This is a genomic window from Micromonospora purpureochromogenes, from assembly GCF_900091515.1.
GTDB classification, from domain to species: domain Bacteria; phylum Actinomycetota; class Actinomycetes; order Mycobacteriales; family Micromonosporaceae; genus Micromonospora; species Micromonospora purpureochromogenes.
The window spans coordinates 6,638,342-6,654,299 of record NZ_LT607410.1 but is presented as its reverse complement, the minus strand read 5'-3'; the positions used below and the strand labels follow the sequence as shown (position 1 = coordinate 6,654,299).

Sequence of the window (15,958 nt, the reverse complement as noted above, 5' to 3'; positions counted from 1 at the left end):
GGAGCAGGTGTTGGCGCAACGGGAGATCCGGGAGCAGTTCGGCTTCTCGGTAGACACCCACCTCTTCAGAGAGTTGGGCGAGCTTCTCGTGGGCCGCGATAGCACTGCCTTGATCGAGCTGATCAAGAATGCGTATGACGCGGACGCATCCTTGGTCGTGGTACGTGGTAAAAGACTCCGCTACGACGACGGACATATCGTCGTCAGTGACAACGGCGTTGGTATGACTCCCGAGGTGTTTCGCGGCGCCTTCCTGCGCATCGCGGGACGTTATAAGGAGAGAGGCAGCAGGCGAAGCCCAAAGTACGGCCGCCAGTACACGGGCGCGAAGGGCGTCGGTCGCCTCAGCGCCCACAAACTCGCCCGACGTCTAACCATCAAGTCCATACCAGCACAGGCACTCACTGTGCGCCGAGGCGTACAAGCGCTGATCGACTGGGAGCGAGTCGAAAACGACTATGAAACCATCGACGATGCCAAAAATGGTCTTGATGTTTTCACCTTCGACGTGCGGCACGATCAATCGCATGGTACAGAACTCAGGCTAGAGAAGCTCAGGCGGCGGTGGACTTCGCAGGCTCTGTCGACCTTCGTTACGCAGGTTGCCTCATGCAGGCCGCCGAATGAGCTTCTAATTGATCCACCCGGAAAGCTATTTGCTCCCGAAGCGTTCTTGGGCGAGTTGACCGTCTCCTCTCAGACCGACGGAGACCCAGGCTTTCGCATCAAATTCGAGGGCGATCTCAATGCAGGTGACGATCTCTGGCCGCTACTTCTTGAGCAGGCGGATTGGTTACTTGAAATATCCGCCCGGCCGGACGGTGTCCGCTTCAACATCCAACCATCGATAGCGCAGCAGACTAGCGACCACGAGCTGCGTTCGTACAAGCTTCGGCGGGAGCATCCAGACCCAAAGAATGGGCCGTTCTTTTCCGCGAGAATCTACGCCCGCGTTGGGCGGATCGGCGGAATCGGGGAGCGAACTGCAGCGCTTCAAAAGTTCGCAAGGGCATCGCGTGGGGTACGCGTCTACGTCGAAGGTTTTCGCGTCCTGCCCTATGGCGATGGTGGTGACGACTGGCTCTACCTTGACCGAGACTACTCGCGGCGGGAGCGAAGTTTCGAGGATCCAAAGCTTGATGCCGCGTCGAGCCGGCTATTGGAACCAGTTGGCACCGAAACCTTCTTGATGCAAGGCAACGATCAATACGCTGGCGCCGTCTTTATGACTGGGGATGACGCTGCGTCGTTACGCCCTGTGGTTAACCGCGAAGGCTTCGTGCAAGATGCTGCGTTCGAGACACTCCGGGAACTGGTCCGTAACGGCATTGATTTGCTTACGCGGGTTCGAGCGGCTCACAGGAACGCAGCAAAGCAACAGCGACAAAGCGCACTGAAGGAGGACCTGCAGCGCGCTGTTTCCTCGTCTGGCACCCAAACGCCTACTGCGGATCCGGGAGAGCGGCCAAGCTCAACGGCCCCCCCTTCGGGCGATGTCAGTGTGAACGAAGACATCAAGATGTCCATCTCAGTAACCCGTCGGCAGCTAAAAAGTCTGCAGAGTGAATTCGGCAGTGAATCGGAGGCAAGTGTACGACTGGAGATAATTGAGCGGGCGATCGACTATATTGAAGAAGCCCAAAAAGGTGATGAAGGGCGAGCCACCCTTCAGATTCTCGCCGGTGTTGGACTGCAGCTCGCTGCGTTCGTGCACGATATCAATGGCATTCTTGGACTTGCCCAGTCGGTCCGCACACTCGCCGTGGCGGCCCGGCGAGAAGATGATGCTACTCGACGTAGATCACTGCTCAAGGATGCCGAGGCTGCAGCTGACGAACTCGTCCAGTCCCTCGCTCGCCAAAGTAGCTATCTAGTGGAGGTTGTAGGCCCGGACGCACGGAGAAGAAGGCGTCGTCTGCCGTATGGTCAGGCGATTGAGCCAAGCCTTCGGTTGCTTACTACCTCCATTAGGGATCGCCAAATCGAGGTCTTACAGCAGCTTGAAGGCAGCGCAAGGACGCCTCCAATCTTCCCGGCTGAGATTACCATCATCATGACGAATGTTCTCACCAATGCAATCAAGGCAGCGGGAGACAAAGGCCGGATCCTTATACGGGCAGAACCATCTAGCGACGGGGGGCTTATTCTGCGTGTCGAGAATACCGGCGTTAAGGTTGACCTCGCGAACGCGGAACGGTGGTTCAGGCCGTTCGAGTCTACAACCACTGACGTTGACACTGTCCTAGGTCAAGGCATGGGCATGGGTTTGCCGATCGTGCGGCGGCTTCTCACCGAATACAACGGGAGCGTACGGTTCGTTGAGCCGTCCCCCGAATACCAGACCGCAATCGAGATACGAGTGCCGGGTCGGAGGATAGGCGAGTGAGCTCAAACACCCCTCGAGTTCTTGTGATCGACGACGAGGTCAAGAAGGAGGAATCAGTTGCCGCTGGCCTGCGTGCGTCCAATCTCGAGGTAGAGGTGCGCCCGCCGGACGCGGTAACGGCAGATGAAATGCAGTGGGCTGACGTCATCGCGATCGACCATCGGTTTGACTGGTCGACGATCTCGCATCCTCCTGAGTGCCTGTACTGGCCTCAGGATGGTCTCGCGATTGCTGCCGTGGTTTCGGGTCACCTGCGGAAACGTGACCATCACGCTGCGGTAGTCCTGCGCACGGGCGAACTTCCTGCACTTGCCGATGGACTTCCAGTAGAGATCCGCAAGCCTGCCATCGCCGCCCAATACGGCCTGGACTGGGTCCTTAAGAAGGAGGACGGCAATGTTGCGGATCAGCTCCACAGCCTTGCCGAAGCGGTCGAAGGGCTACGGCCACTGCTTTCTGATCCGTTGCGATGGAACGAGGGTAAGGGTTGGTTGAACTTGCCCGACGCGAAATGGACCGAGGGGGCATTAGCGGACGTTCAGGTGTGCAATCCCCCCGAAAATACTGTTGCCGCATATACCGCGGGCACCGCTTGGCTCCGATGGTTCGCACATCGCATCCTTCCTTTCCCGACGTTCCTCCTCCCCAGGCATTGGGCGGCGACCCTTCTCCGGCTCGACGTGGTTGACTTCGATGCGATCCTCCGAGGCACGTCCCCGCTCTCGGCCGCGCTGGGTGAGTGTAGGTATACGGGCCACCTCGCAGCATTGAGCGATGGGCGTTGGTGGCGTGCGGGTCTGGATGCGTTGGTTGACGATCTCCTGATGGAGGCGTCCCCCGAGCTCACCGAGGCGGCGGCCCTCGCGGAACAAATGACAGCGATGCACGGACAGCCGGTGCGCACGCTCAGCATGGACGCGCCCGTTATGACCATTGACAGCGACTACGCCCCGATTGACGTTGCAGATGCCTCTAGCTGTGTCCGCTTAGCGCCTGACTTCTGGCCAGTTTTCGCTCAGGAACCGTGGGCTCGGTTCGACGAGCTCCAGGACGACCGGGCTCTATACCGTATGATTGCGCGAGGCGACAGGCGGCGAGCGGAGGCGGGCAGCCAAGATGTCTGAGACAGCGTCTTTCCCAACGAAGATGGTCGCGTTCGACACTGGCCCGCTTTTGTGCTTTGGCGGCATGCCTGGCGGAGTTCGATTTATTCGAAGTAGATACCACCAGCGCATGCGATGGACTGCAGCGGTTGCGGACGAGGTTGCACATCACGCGCAGAGGCGTCCCTCAAGCCAGCGGAACCTTGAGCTTGCTGCTGCTGCACGACCGTGGATCGGAACCAGCAGGAGCGCTCTGGGGGAACCGCATGTGTGCGCGGACCGCGCACAGGTTGACAAAATGCGGGACCTTGTTCGTGCCGAACAGCGGGAGCCGTCCGCAGGAAATACGGATCTCGGTGAGTCGGAAACTCTAGTGTTTGCGCAGGAGACGGCGTCTATAGCGCTGATCGACGAGAGCCCGGCACGGAAAGTGGCCGATAATCTGGGAATTCGAGCGCATAGCACCGTAGATGTTTTGATTGCTGCTCTGCAGGAGGACGCAATCGCGCGCGTTAAGTTGAGAAGCATGTGGGAGCAACTTAGCGACAAGGGCCTCACTGGAGGGCTCGTGTTGCCGATGAGTCGGGAACAGTTGAAGCGGTGGCCAACCCCGGCGCCCAGGTAGCCCCTACTGCAGCATAGCGAAAATGAGAGGCGTGCTCTTGGTCTCCATTCGCATGGGCGGTAGGAGCGCGTTGCGGAAGAGCAAGAGGGTGCGTGTGGGGTGAGCCCGACGCCGCAATATCGCGGGAGCGGTCGACTGGCACGAAATCAATCGACGGTGGGCAGCTTCGGCCCCAGTACGTCATCCGCGTCCACGATCGTGTACGCGTACCCCTGCTCCGCCAGGAACCGCTGCCGGTGCGCCGCGTACTCCGTGTCGATCGTGTCCCGGGACACCACCGTGTAGAAGTGCGCCTGCCGGCCGTCGGCCTTCGGCCGCAGCACCCGTCCCAGCCGCTGCGCCTCCTCCTGCCGCGACCCGAACGTCCCCGACACCTGAATCGCCACCGCCGCCTCCGGCAGGTCGATGGAGAAGTTGCCGACCTTCGAAATCACCAGGGTCCGCAGCTCACCCGAGCGGAACGCGTCGAAGAGCCGTTCCCGCTCCTTGTTGGTGGTCGAGCCTTGAATGATGGGCGCGTCCAGGTATTCGCCGAGCTGATGCAGCTGGTCGATGTACGCACCGATCACCAGGGTCTGCTCGGCCGGGTGCCGGTCGACCAGCGCCTTCACCACCGGCAGCTTGGTCCGGGCGGTCGCCGCCATCCGGTAGCGCTCCTCGGCCTCCGCCGTCGCGTAGGACATCCGCTCGGCGTCGGTCAGCGTCACCCGTACCTCGGTGCACTGGGCCGGGGCGATCCAGCCCTGCGACTCGATGTCCTTCCACGGCGCGTCGTACCGCTTGGGGCCGATCAGGCTGAACACGTCGCCCTCCCGGCCGTCCTCGCGTACCAGAGTCGCCGTCAGGCCCAGCCGGCGGCGGGCCTGGAGGTCCGCGGTGAACCGGAAGATCGGCGCGGGCAGCAGGTGAACCTCGTCGTAGACGACCAGGCCCCAGTCGCGGGCGCCGAACAGGTCCAGGTGGGTGAAGGCGCCGCCGCGCCGCGAGGTGAGCACCTGGTACGTCGCGATGGTGACCGGCCGGATCTCCTTGCGCTCGCCCGAGTACTCGCCGATCTCCTCCTCGGTCAGCGAGGTGCGGGCGATCAGCTCCCGCTTCCACTGCCGGCCGGCGACCGTGTTGGTGACCAGGATCAGCGTCGTGGCCTTCGCCTCGGCCATGGCCGCCGCCCCGACCAGCGTCTTGCCCGCGCCGCAGGGGAGCACGACCACGCCCGACCCGCCGGCCCAGAACGCCTCCACCGCCTCCCGCTGGTACGACCGCAGCGTCCACGGCTTGCGGCCGTCCTTGCCGGCCTCGGCCAGCTCGATCTGGTGCGCCTCGCCGTCGACGTACCCGGCCAGGTCCTCCGCCGGCCAGCCGAGCTTGAGCAGCGCCTGCTTGAGCCGGCCGCGCTCGGAGGGGTGCACCTGGATGGTGTCGTCGTCGATCTTGTTGCCGAGCATGCCGGCGAGCTTCTTGCTCTTGGCTACCTCGATCAGCACCAGCCGGTCCAGTGCCCGCAGCACCAGGCCGTGCGCCGGGTCGTTGGCGAGCTGGAGCCGGCCGTACCGGTCCATCGTCTCGGCGACGTCCACCAGCAGCCCGTGCGGCACGGGGTAGCGGGAGTACTTGATCAGCGCGTCCACCACCGCCTCGGCGTCGTGGCCGGCGGCCCGGGCGTTCCACAGCCCCAGCGGGGTGAGCCGGTAGGTGTGCACGTGCTCCGGGGAGCGCTCCAGCTCGGCGAAGGGGGCGATCGCCATCCGACAGGCCTGCGCGTCGGGGTGGTCGATCTCCAGCAGCAGGGTCTTGTCCGACTGCACGATCAGTGGTCCACCGCTCACGCCAGCGTCCTCTCCTCGGCCGGGCTTGTCGGCTACCCGTCATCGGCGGGGACACCCCCGCCGCAGGCCGACCATCCAGTGTTGCACGGGGTCGGGGGCGCACAGAAAAATGCCCAAACGACGCAACGTTTCCCAACGGCCGAACGTCTACCCAGTGGGACGGCTATCGGGAGGCTCAATGAGGCATAGAGGTTTCACCATCCGGATGGCCGCCCTGGCGGTGGTCACGCTGGTCGGCGCCGGTGGATGCGCGCTCGACCCGCAGGCCGATCCGGGTGGCACTGGAGGAGGGCTCGCCCCGGTCGGCAATGCGGAACAGGTAACGGGGGCGAGCGGCGTCGCGCCGCCCGACCAGCTGACCCAGCCCACCACCCCGGCCCCGAAGCTGAAGGCCGCGGCGACGACGCCGCGCCTCACCACGCCGCCGAAGCCGGAGCGCGGCCGCCGGATCGCCAACCCGACGCCGCAGAACAAGACCCGCTGCGAGCAGGGGGAGTACCAGCGCGAGGTGGAGGGCTACCTCGCCCGGCTGGGCGGGTTCGGCACGGTCAGCGTCGACGGCCGGCAGTCCGACGCCGACTGCGCGGCGATCAAGAAGTTCCAGCAGCGGTACGACATCCGCCCGGCCGCCGGCCGGGCCGGACCGCTCACGTACGACGTGGCGAAGCGGCTGGCGAACACGGACACCAGCCGGTGCAACGCCGGCTCCGGCACCACCTTCTGTGTGGACCTGACCAAGCAGACCACCTGGGTGATGCGCGACGGCAAGGTGGTGGCCAAGCCGACGGTCACCCGCACCGGCATGTCCGGCTACGCCACTCCCGCGGGCACCTACAAGGTCAACCTCCGGAAGCTGAAGGAGTGGTCGGACCCGTACGACGTGTGGCTGCCCTACTGGCAGCGCTTCAACGGCGGGATCGGCTTCCACGAGACCACCACCTACCTGCACAACTCCTCGATCGGCTCGCACGGCTGCGTCAACCTGCTGCACACCGACGCGGTCCGCTGGTGGGAGCTCGGCTCGGTCGGCTCCCGCGTGACGCTGGTCGGCCGCCGCCCCGGCACCTGAGCCGCGGCCCGCAACATGAATCGCCGCCCCGACAGTCCGACTGTCGGGGCGGCGATTCAGGGTTTTGGCCCCTGGGCGGCCAGGAATCCGGGTGCCACGCTGGAGGGCGGGAGCCGGACGGGGCGGGAGGGCTGGCAATGAGCGTCGACCAGGAAACGGCCACCGACGACGAGCCGCCGCCGGCCGACGAGGTCTCCACGGCGACGCTGGTCGGCTACACCGCCGCCGCGCTCGCCCTCGTCGCCTGGTTCCTCTTCGGCTGGCTGGTGCAGCGGCAGGGCTTCGTCGCCTCGGGCGGCGAGACCGCCGGCGCCGCGTTCGCCCTGCTGCTCGCCGTCTCCGTGATCGGCACCGTGCGCCGCAGCCGGCGCTGACCGCTCAGTCCTCCCGCACCGCCGCGGTGATCCGGTGCAGCGCGAAGGTGTGCAGCATCTCCGTCCGGTCGTCCTCGGCGCGCAGGTAACCGGCGCCGATCGACACCGGCCGGAGCAGCCGGGACGCGGTCGCCCCGTGCGCGTCGACGTAGCCGACCCAGACCAGCGCCTTGTCCCGTACCGCCTGTTGCAGCACCGCCAGGGCCTCGCTGTGGCTGTGCGCCGGCATCGGGCCGGCGGCCACCCGGGCCGCGCTGCCGCGCACCACCGCCGGGGCCCGCCGGGCCGCCCGCGCCGCCGCGTCGCCCCGCCGGATCTGCTCCACCACGCCCAGCAGCCGGGGCATCGCCAGCTTCGGCGCGGCCAGCGGATCCAGCGCGCGGGTACTCACCGACGCCCGGGCGGGCGCCCGCCGGGTCTTCGGCCGGGACAGCACCGTCGCGCCGCTGGTGTCCTCCGGCACCGGCGCGTACCCGGCGTCGCGCAGCGCGATCAGCATCCGCCCCACCTGGTACGGGGTGACCAGCACCGTCGGCGCCAGCCGGCGGAACGCCATCGACTCCAGCCGCCGGTCGGCCAGCACCTCGGCGAGCAGCGCCTCGTCGTCGCTGCGCACGTACCCGCCGGCGGAGCCGAGGCGCAGCCCGCCGTGCTTGCGCGCCACGTCGTCCACCAGGTACGTCAACCCCTGCGGGATCGGGGTGCGCGACCGGCGGCGGAACAGGGCGTGCAGGTCGTCGGCGGTGTACCCGGCGTCCAGGGCGCGCCGCACGCTCGCCGTCGTGATCCGGTGCACGCTGGCCCCGCCGGCCGACTCGTGCTCGGCCACCACGTCCAGTTCGGCGGCGAGCGCCGGGTCGGGCGGGCCGGGCACCACCACGCTCAGGTCGGCCTGCACCAGGAAGTGGTCGACCGGGGCGGGCAGCAGCGCGTCCAGCGCCCGCACGGCGTTCGACGGGTCGCCGCTCTCGGCGTCCGAGCGCAGGCCGAGCGGGTCGTCGCCGCCGCGCTCGTCCGCCTCGGTGACGTCGGCCAGCAGCAGCCGCCCGTACGAGGTGAGCGCGCCGAGCCCGGTGACGCCCAGCTGGGCCGCCTCGGCCAACACCTCCCGGTGCGCGGCCTCCCGGCCCCGGCTGCGCCGGGGAGCGCGCCAGTCCAGCAGCTCCAGCACCTCGTCCGGGGTGGGTGCGGTGGCCGGCTCCAGGTCGGCCAGCACCCCGAGCACCGCCCGCCGGGCGGCCGGCGCACCGGCCCGTTCCGCCTCGGCGGAGAGGGCGCTGATCGGCCGGTCCCGGTCGTCGCGCTGGCCGACCAGCCCGACCTGCCGGGTCATCGTCAGCCAGGCCCGGGCGAGCTGCTCCCAGCGGTGGGCCAGCGACATCGCCCGCCACACCTCGTACCCGCCGGTGGGCAGCACCTGCTGGTCGGCGCCGTAGCGGCCGGTGGTGGTCCCGGGCAGGTCCAGCTCGCCGACCAGCCCGGCCGCGTACGCCACCTCGAAGACCAGCGCGGTGGCCGGCTCGTCCAGCCCGACGCCGCGGGCCAGCCGGCGCAGGTCACGGACGCCGACACCGCCCGAACGCAGCACCGGGGCCGGCTCGGCCGCCAGGCTCTCCAGCAGCGCCTCGGTGTGGCGTACCAGCTCCATGGTCTGCCCGGCCCCGGCGGAGTCGACGGCCTTCGGCTCGCGCGGCGGCGCGGTGACCGACGGCGGGCTGGTGCGCAGCGGGCCCAGCGGGCCGCTGTCCCGGCGCAGCAGCAGCCCCACCTCGCGGGGCAGCTCCACGGTGCCGGCCGAGACCGGCACGAGCAGCCGGGCGTCGACCAGCCAGCGGATGGGCGAGCCGGTGGGCGCGCCGCCGTTGGTGGCGTCCGGCGGCAGGTCGTCCTCCGCGCCGACCGGGGGCGCCTGGAGGGCGCCCGGCGGCACGCTGCCCACCGGCGGCCCGGCGGCGAGCCGGTCCAGGATCGCCCGGGCCGAGGGCGGAGCGGCCAGCAGCGTCCGCCGCAGCTTCGCCGGGTCCGCGCAGAGCGCCGCCGTCCGCGCGTCCAGCTCCGCCGCCGGTCGCCCCAGCCCCGCCGGGTACGCGGAGACCTCGTCGACGCTGCCCGCGACGTGCAGGGCGTGCTCCGGGCCGTACAGCAGGAAGCGCGCGCGCAGCCGGTCCACTGCACCCCGGACGGTGGTCGGGGCGGGCGGGTGCGGCCCGGCGGTGGCCATCGCGAGGACGGCGTCGGTGGAGGTGGTGCCCTCCTCGGGGTGCCGGGTGAGTCGGGCGGCGTCGAGGATCTGGAGGGTGAACTGGTCGAGCCCGTCCAGCGCGCGGGCCACGGAGACCCGCGACTCGGCCCGGATGGCGAGGGCGGAGACGTCGGCGGGCACCGGCACCACGAGGTCGGGCCGCAGCTGGAGCAGGGCGGCCAGCGACTCGTCGGGCAGGGCGCGCAGGTGGTCGGCGAGTGAGGTGGTCATCGTCGTTCCACGCTAGCCCGCTGCGAGCCTGTCCCGCCCCTCGGACGTCCGGCTCGGTCCGGCTTGGGCGGGTACGTTCTCGGGGTGCTTCCACTGATGGTCGGTTTCGACCTCGACATGACCCTGGTCGACTCCCGCCCCGGCATCGCCGCCTGCTTCCGGGCGCTCACCGCGCAGACCGGCGTACCCGTCGACGCGGACCTCGCGGTCTCCCGGCTCGGGCCGCCCTTGCGCACCGAGATCGCGCACTGGTTCCCGCCTGAGCGGGTGGAGGAGGCGGTGACGATCTACCGCGAGCTGTACCCGGCGTACGCGATCACCCCGACCGTCCCGTTGCCGGGCGCGCGGGAGGTGGTCGAGGCGGTGCACGCGCGCGGCGGCCGGGTGATGGTGGTGACCGCCAAGCTCGGCCGGCTGGCCCGGCTGCACCTGGAGCACCTCGGGCTGAGCGTCGACGAGGTGGCCGGGGACCTCTTCGCCAAGGAGAAGGCGACCGCGCTGCGCGAGCACGGCGCGACCCTCTACGTCGGCGATCATGTGGCGGACATGGCGGCGGCGGGCGCGGCCGGGGTGCCCGGCGTCGGGGTTGCCAGCGGGCCGTGCAGCACGGACGAGCTGTGGGCCGCCGGGGCGTACCAGGTGTTGGACGATCTCACCGGATTCCCGGCGGCGCTGGACCGGATCATCGGGCTAGCCTTGAGGCAGCAGTAGACGTCTCAAGCGAAGCAGGGGTTCTCAGGTGCCGACGGGTCGAGTGAAGTGGTATGACGCGGCCAAGGGATACGGGTTCGTCACCAGTGACGAGGGTGGCGACGTGTTCCTGCCCAAGGGCGCGCTACCCGCGGGTGTCACCGACCTGAAGGGTGGGCAGCGGGTCGACTTCAGCGTGGTGGACAGCCGCCGGGGCGCCCAGGCGATGGGGGTCAAGCTGCTGGACGCGCCGCCGTCGATGGCGGAGCTGCGCCGGCGCCCGGCCGAGGAGCTGCACGGCCTGGTCGAAGACATGATCAAGGTGCTGGAGGCGAAGGTCCAGCCGGACCTGCGCCGGGGCCGGTTCCCGGACAAGAAGACCGCGCAGAAGGTCGCTCAACTGGTCCACGCGGTGGCGCGCGAGCTCGAGGTCTGAGGGCCGGAGGTCGGTGGGATCAGCCCGGCGTCGGCGGCCCGGCCCAGCAGCGCCTCCACGGCGGCGAAGCCCGCGTCCCCCAGGTCCGCGGTGAACTCGTTGACGTAGAGGCCGATGTGCCGGTCCACCACGTCGGGCTCCATCTCCTGCGCGTGCGAGAGCACGTAGTCCCGGCTGGCGGCCGGATCGGCCCAGGCCTGGCGGACGGACTCCCGGATCCAGCCGGCCGCCGCCACCGGGTCGACGGCGCCCTTGCGGGCCAGGATCGCGCCGAGCGGGATCGGCAGGCCGGTGTCGCCCTCCCACCACTCGCCCAGGTCCACCAGCGCGGTGAGCCCGTGCCGGTGGTAGGTGAACCGCGCCTCGTGGATGACCAGCCCCGCGTCGTACTTCCCGGCGGCCACCGCCGGCATGATCTCGTGGAACGGCACCACCTCGATCCGCGCCGGCGGCCGCTCCGCTGACCAGAGCCGGAACAGCAGGTACGCCGTGGTCCGGTCACCGGGCACCGCCACCGTGGCCCCGCTCAGGTCGGCCCGGTCCGGCCGGCCGGCACCGGCGGTCGCTCCGTCGCCGGCTGCGCTGTCGCCGGCTGCTCTGTCGCCGGCTGCGCTGCGGGTGAGCACCAGCGGACCGCAGCCGCGGCCGAGCGCTCCGCCGCAGGGCAGCAGGTGGTAGTCGTCCAGCAGCCAGGGCAGTGCCGCGTAGCTCACCTTGACCAGGTCGAACGCGCCCCGCTCGGCGGCCGTGTTGGTGACGTCCACGTCCGCGTAGGTCACCTCGACCGGCGGCGCGCCGGGCACCCGGCCGTGTACCAGCGCGTGGAAGACGAACGTGTCGTTGGGGCAGGGCGAGATCGCCAGGGAGAGCGCCACGCTCCCACGGTAGCCCCGCCCGCGCGCCCCCACTCCACCCCGCCCACCCCCCTGTGACCCCACCCGCTCGCCGCCGCCGGTTGCCCGCCGCTGCCCGCTCGCCGCCGCGCTGCTTCCCAGCGCCCGCCGCTGCCCGCTCGCCGCCGCGCTGCTTCCCAGCGCCCGCTGCTTCCCGCTCGCCGCCGCGCTGCTTCCCAGCGCCCGCTGCTTCCCGCCGCCGTCACCTGCCGCCCCTGGTTTGCCGCCATGTCACCCGCCCGGCGTCGCGTCCGGCCCGGCGTCGCGACCCGCCCGGCCTTTCCGCGGCCCCCCGACGGGACGTGAGGTGTGCGTGTATCGCGCTACCAATCTGATGACGTGGACGAATCACCGGCACGACGGTCCGGTGACACCGCGTAGCGCCGACACCTCACAGCCGAGTCCCCGCCACCAGGGCGACGTCGCGGCGGGCGGTGATTGACGCCCTGGCTGCCGGTGCGGGAGTGGACAGCTGCCGGCTTGCCAGCTCCGGGTGAGAAGCGCACTTGGCGTGTCGGTGCCAGGTGCCCGGGGCCGCCGTCGGCCGCATGTCAACCGCGACGGAACGGTGAGTCATCCCCGTCATCAGGTCGGTAGCGACTCTCCGGGGCCCTTGTCCCCAGCTCCGAGCGTTGTCCACAGGGTTTTCCACAGGTTCCGGTGGGCTGTTGAAAACGGGAGGCCGCGCGGTCGAGCATGGTGTGGTGACGGAGCGGACACCCTCGGTCGATCTCGCCGCGGCGCTGCGGGCGCTGCGCCGGCAGGCCGATCTGAGCCAGCGGGAGCTGGCCGAGCAGTCGGGGGTGCCGCAGGCCACCATCGCGCGGATCGAGTCGGGGCGGACGACCGACCCGAGGTTCCGCACGGTCGAGCAACTCGTCCGAGCGGCGTCCGGGCAGCTCCGCATCTCGTTGGCGGCCCCTGGTGCACCCGTGGACGTGGGCGGCCCGGACCGCTCCGCAGGTGGCGCGAATGGCGGCGAGGTGAGGGAGGGCGCGTTGCCGGCCGTGCCGCACGAGGAGCAACGGAACGGCGCGTTGCCGGCCGTGCCGCACGAGGAGCTACGCGACGGCGCGGGGCGGCACTGCCCCGCGCACCTGGACGCCCGTGAGGTGCGGGAACCGAAGGACTGGCCGGGCGCCTGGTGGGCGCGGTTTTACGACCTGCCGCCCGAGCGGTGGCCGGCGCCGTTGCCCGCCGTCACCTACGAGCGGAACCGGGAACGCCGGGACCGGAGCCGTCGCCGGGAACGGGTCCGGCGCGAGGTCCAGGTACGGCGCGTCGGCCGGGACGAGCTGCCGGCGACGTCCTGGCGTCTGATCGCGGAGCTGCCCGACGGCGAGCTGGTCGGCGAACTTCGGGCGCACGAGCGCAGCGTGGACCTCCTGCTGGGCTACGACCTCGGCGATCGGCGGGAGCTGCTGCTCGACGGCGTGCTGGTCGCCGCCGACCATCGTGGGCTCGGCATCGGCCGCCGGCTGCTCGACATGCTCGTCACGGAGATGGACCGGTTCGGCGTCACCACGGTCCACGCGATCGCCGAGTGCGGCGGGATCGCCTTCCTCCTCGCCTGCGGCTACCGCCTCCAGGCCGGCCGACCCGAAGCGCTCCGGCTCGACCGGCCGGTCAGCGCAGGACGCGGGCGGCCGCCGTGAGGGCGGTGAACGCCTCCCGCATCCGCCACGCCCCCCGGTCCCGGGGGCCGATCGGGTTGGAGATGGTCCGCAGCTCGGCGAAGGGCAGGCCGGCGTGCGCGGCGGCCACCGCCACGCCGTACCCCTCCATGGCCTCGGCCACGGCGTCCGGGTGACGGTCGGCTAGGGCGCGGGTGCTCGCGGCCGTGCCGGTCACGGTGCTGACGGTCAGCACCGCGCCGACGACCGCCTCGGGGAGCGCCGCGCACAGGGTGGCCAGCAGCTCGGGGTCGGCGTCGACGGTCGGACCGCCACCCAGCAGCTCCGGCGGCATGCCCAGCTCGTCGACCGGGATGAACCCCTCGGGCGACTCCGCGCCCAGGTCCGCCGCCACGCTGCGGGTGCCGAGGACCGTCGCGCCGACCGCCACCCGGCCGGCGAAGCCACCGCCGATCCCGGCGCTCACCACCGCCCGGTACGGGCGACCCGCCGCCTCGGCCAGCGTCAGCAGCCGCGCGGTGGCGGCACCGGCCACCGCCGGCCCCACCCCGACCGGCCGTACGGTCACCGTCGGGTCGGTGAGGCCGGCCCGGACCGCCTCCGCCTCGGCCGGCACGGCGGTCAGCACCAGCAGACCCGTCACGACACCGACCCCGGCGACTGCCGCCGCTGGTCGTCGTCCGCCCCGCCGGGACGCGCCACGGCGGAGGACGGCCGGTAGATGTGGTACCCGGGCGGCGCCAGCCCGGCGTCGTCGCCGGCGGTGTCGGGGGAGCGGTGGCCGGTCGGTGCCGGTGAGGTCGGCGCGGCCTGGGCGGCGGCCGCCGTGGCGGCCTCCTCCGCCGCGTCGCGATCGTGCGAACCGGCGGTGTGCGGCTCGTGGGTCCGCCCCGGCCGGTCCCGGCCGGCGCCGTGCGGCTCGTGGGCCGGCCCGGGTCGGTCGCCGTTCGGGCCGTGGGCCGGCCCGGGTCGGTCGCCGTCCGGGCCGTCCGGGGCCGACGTGCCGGGTGTCGCGTCCTCCGGCACGTCGTGGTCCGCCAGTTCCTCGTCGGTGAGCGGGCGACCGATCAGCCGTTCGCCGCGCAGTCGACCGGCGACCACGATGCCGCGGACGGCGGCGAGCACGCCCACCCCGGCGGCGACCGCGATGCCGACCCGACCCTCGAAGGGGACCAGGCCCAGACCGCCGCCGGCCACGAAGGCCAGCATCAACGCGGTCTCCGAGTGGGCGAAGGAACTGGCCCGCAGCCGCTCCGGGATCCGCTCCTGGATCGAGGCGTCCACGGCCAGCTTGGAGATTCCGCTGGTCAGCGCGGCGACCAGGCAGAGCACCGCCACCATCGGCAGGGAGAACTTCACCGTGGCCAGGACGGCCACCCCGGCCACGATGACCATGCTGCTCGACTGGATCGCGGCGGGCCGGTGGATGTGCAGCCGGGTGCCGAGCGCGGTGGCCAGGAAGCCGCCCACCGCCAGCGCCCCGCCGACCAGGCCCAAGGCAGCCTGGCCGTTGAGTTCCCGACCGAAGAAGTCGGTGTTCAGGTCGCCCTTCTTGAGCGCGAACGCGAGGAAGAGCAGCAGGAAGCCGTAGAGCGCACGCGGTGCCGCCGCGCCGATCAGGGTGGCGATCACCAGGCGGCCGGCCGGGCGACCCCGGCCGAGGGGCCGGTCCCGGTCGGGGTTCAGCCCGCGCCACGGGCGGGGCACCCGCTCCGGCGGTTCGGAGTCCGCCTTCGGTGGCAGCCGCAACGCGATCACCATGCCGACCAGGAAGATCACCGAGGCCACCCGCAGCGGCCACTGCGGCCCGAACCAGAACGCGGCCAGCCCGATCGGCGCCACCAGCGCGCCGGCCACCGTGCCGTAGACGCTGGCCCGGGCACCCACCTGGGAGAGGCCGAGCCCCTCGGGCAGCAGTCGGGGCACGGCCGCCGAGCGGGCCACCCCGTACGCCCGGGAGAGCGCGAGCACGCCGAACGCGGCCGGGTAGAGCCCGAGGCCGCCGATGTAGTCCGAGATCAACCAGGCCAGGAACGCCCGGCCGAGCATGGTGGTGGCCAGGGCGTACCGGCGGCCGTGCCGGAAGTGGTCGAGCAGCGGGCCGACCACCGGCGCGAGCATGGCGAACGGCACCATCGTGACCAGCAGGTAGAGCGCGACCTTGCTGCGCGCCTCGCCGAGCGGGACGTCGAAGAAGATCGTCCCCGCCAGGCCGATCGCGATAAGCGTGTCACCGGCGCAGGAGACCGCGTGCAGGTCGAAGAGGCGGACCATGCCGACCTCACCGCCGGCTCCCCGGGCCCGCGCGGATCCCGCCCGGCGGGTCATCCAGCGTCCTCCGCGCAGTGATCCGCGGAACAGCAGACGTACGGAGCGGATGCCCGTGCCGACGGTCCGGCCGAGGACGGACCGCCCGGAGCGGGAGGAGAGCGGCATGTGCACCATCCTC

General features: G+C 70.6%; 12 protein-coding genes. 7 read left to right on the top strand and 5 right to left on the bottom strand.

All coding sequences use genetic code 11. The features are described from left to right. The first annotated feature begins 10 nt into the window (after positions 1-10). The gene (locus GA0074696_RS30455) at positions 11-2,386 is read left to right on the top strand and encodes an ATP-binding protein (RefSeq protein WP_157746156.1); all 2,376 of its coding nucleotides are present in this window, start codon (positions 11-13) and stop codon (positions 2,384-2,386) included. 23 nt (positions 2,387-2,409) lie between these two features. After that, on the top strand, positions 2,410-3,510 hold the full coding sequence (locus tag GA0074696_RS31070) for a hypothetical protein (protein WP_157746155.1): 1,101 nt from the start codon (positions 2,410-2,412) through the stop codon (positions 3,508-3,510). Between the two features lie 750 nt (positions 3,511-4,260). Here the strand turns inward: GA0074696_RS31070 and GA0074696_RS30440 are convergent. Then, positions 4,261-5,940 (bottom strand): DNA repair helicase XPB, encoded by a 1,680-nt coding sequence (locus GA0074696_RS30440; protein ID WP_088964257.1) that lies wholly within the window; start codon positions 5,938-5,940, stop codon positions 4,261-4,263. A 178-nt stretch (positions 5,941-6,118) separates the two neighbouring features. On the opposite strand from GA0074696_RS30440, the gene GA0074696_RS30435 reads away from it, so the two are divergent. Both GA0074696_RS30435 and GA0074696_RS30430 read left to right on the top strand, forming a co-directional pair. Further along, positions 6,119-7,009: a L,D-transpeptidase family protein gene (locus GA0074696_RS30435; protein WP_088959180.1), complete on the top strand. Its 891-nt coding sequence runs from the start codon at positions 6,119-6,121 to the stop codon at positions 7,007-7,009. 137 nt (positions 7,010-7,146) lie between these two features. Beyond that, positions 7,147-7,383 (top strand): hypothetical protein, encoded by a 237-nt coding sequence (locus tag GA0074696_RS30430; protein WP_088959179.1) that lies wholly within the window; start codon positions 7,147-7,149, stop codon positions 7,381-7,383. A 4-nt stretch (positions 7,384-7,387) separates the two neighbouring features. On the opposite strand, the gene GA0074696_RS30425 is transcribed toward GA0074696_RS30430, so the two are convergent. Next, positions 7,388-9,856 carry a helicase-associated domain-containing protein gene (locus GA0074696_RS30425; protein WP_088959178.1) on the bottom strand — a complete coding sequence of 823 codons (2,469 nt, stop codon included), beginning with the start codon at positions 9,854-9,856 and terminating at the stop codon, positions 7,388-7,390. A gap of 84 nt (positions 9,857-9,940) precedes the next feature. On the opposite strand from GA0074696_RS30425, the gene GA0074696_RS30420 reads away from it, so the two are divergent. Together GA0074696_RS30420 and GA0074696_RS30415 are read left to right on the top strand one after the other, a co-directional pair. Continuing rightward, positions 9,941-10,567: an HAD family hydrolase gene (locus tag GA0074696_RS30420; protein ID WP_088959177.1), complete on the top strand. Its 627-nt coding sequence runs from the start codon at positions 9,941-9,943 to the stop codon at positions 10,565-10,567. Between the two features lie 28 nt (positions 10,568-10,595). Beyond that, positions 10,596-10,982 carry a cold-shock protein gene (locus tag GA0074696_RS30415; protein ID WP_088959176.1) on the top strand — a complete coding sequence of 129 codons (387 nt, stop codon included), beginning with the start codon at positions 10,596-10,598 and terminating at the stop codon, positions 10,980-10,982. Here the strand turns inward: GA0074696_RS30415 and GA0074696_RS30410 are convergent. Further along, positions 10,943-11,857, bottom strand: a complete 915-nt coding sequence (locus GA0074696_RS30410) for a 1,4-dihydroxy-6-naphthoate synthase (protein ID WP_088959175.1) — start codon at positions 11,855-11,857, stop codon at positions 10,943-10,945. The genes GA0074696_RS30415 and GA0074696_RS30410 overlap by 40 nt on opposite strands. Positions 11,858-12,579: 722 nt before the next feature. Here GA0074696_RS30410 and GA0074696_RS30405 point away from each other — a divergent pair. Next, the gene (locus tag GA0074696_RS30405) at positions 12,580-13,530 is read left to right on the top strand and encodes a GNAT family N-acetyltransferase (protein WP_157746154.1); all 951 of its coding nucleotides are present in this window, start codon (positions 12,580-12,582) and stop codon (positions 13,528-13,530) included. Here the strand turns inward: GA0074696_RS30405 and GA0074696_RS30400 are convergent. Together GA0074696_RS30400 and GA0074696_RS30395 are read right to left on the bottom strand one after the other, a co-directional pair. After that, entirely contained in the window at positions 13,502-14,152 is a 651-nt protein-coding gene (locus tag GA0074696_RS30400; protein WP_088964256.1) for a futalosine hydrolase, read from the bottom strand. The two genes, GA0074696_RS30405 and GA0074696_RS30400, sit on opposite strands and share 29 nt — an antisense overlap. Continuing rightward, positions 14,149-15,945 carry an MFS transporter gene (locus tag GA0074696_RS30395; protein ID WP_088964255.1) on the bottom strand — a complete coding sequence of 599 codons (1,797 nt, stop codon included), beginning with the start codon at positions 15,943-15,945 and terminating at the stop codon, positions 14,149-14,151. Before GA0074696_RS30395 ends, GA0074696_RS30400 begins: the two co-directional genes overlap by 4 nt. Positions 15,946-15,958 lie beyond the last annotated feature (13 nt).

Bases quoted from the DNA above. Each gene is read 5' to 3' on its own strand.
- GA0074696_RS30435 (WP_088959180.1), top strand. From the start codon at position 6,119: ATGAGGCATAGAGGTTTCACCATCCGGATGGCCGCCCTGGCGGTGGTC.
- GA0074696_RS30430 (WP_088959179.1), top strand. From the start codon at position 7,147: ATGAGCGTCGACCAGGAAACGGCCACCGACGACGAGCCGCCGCCGGCC.
- GA0074696_RS30425 (WP_088959178.1), bottom strand. From the start codon at position 9,856: ATGACCACCTCACTCGCCGACCACCTGCGCGCCCTGCCCGACGAGTCG.
- GA0074696_RS30395 (WP_088964255.1), bottom strand. From the start codon at position 15,945: ATGCCGCTCTCCTCCCGCTCCGGGCGGTCCGTCCTCGGCCGGACCGTC.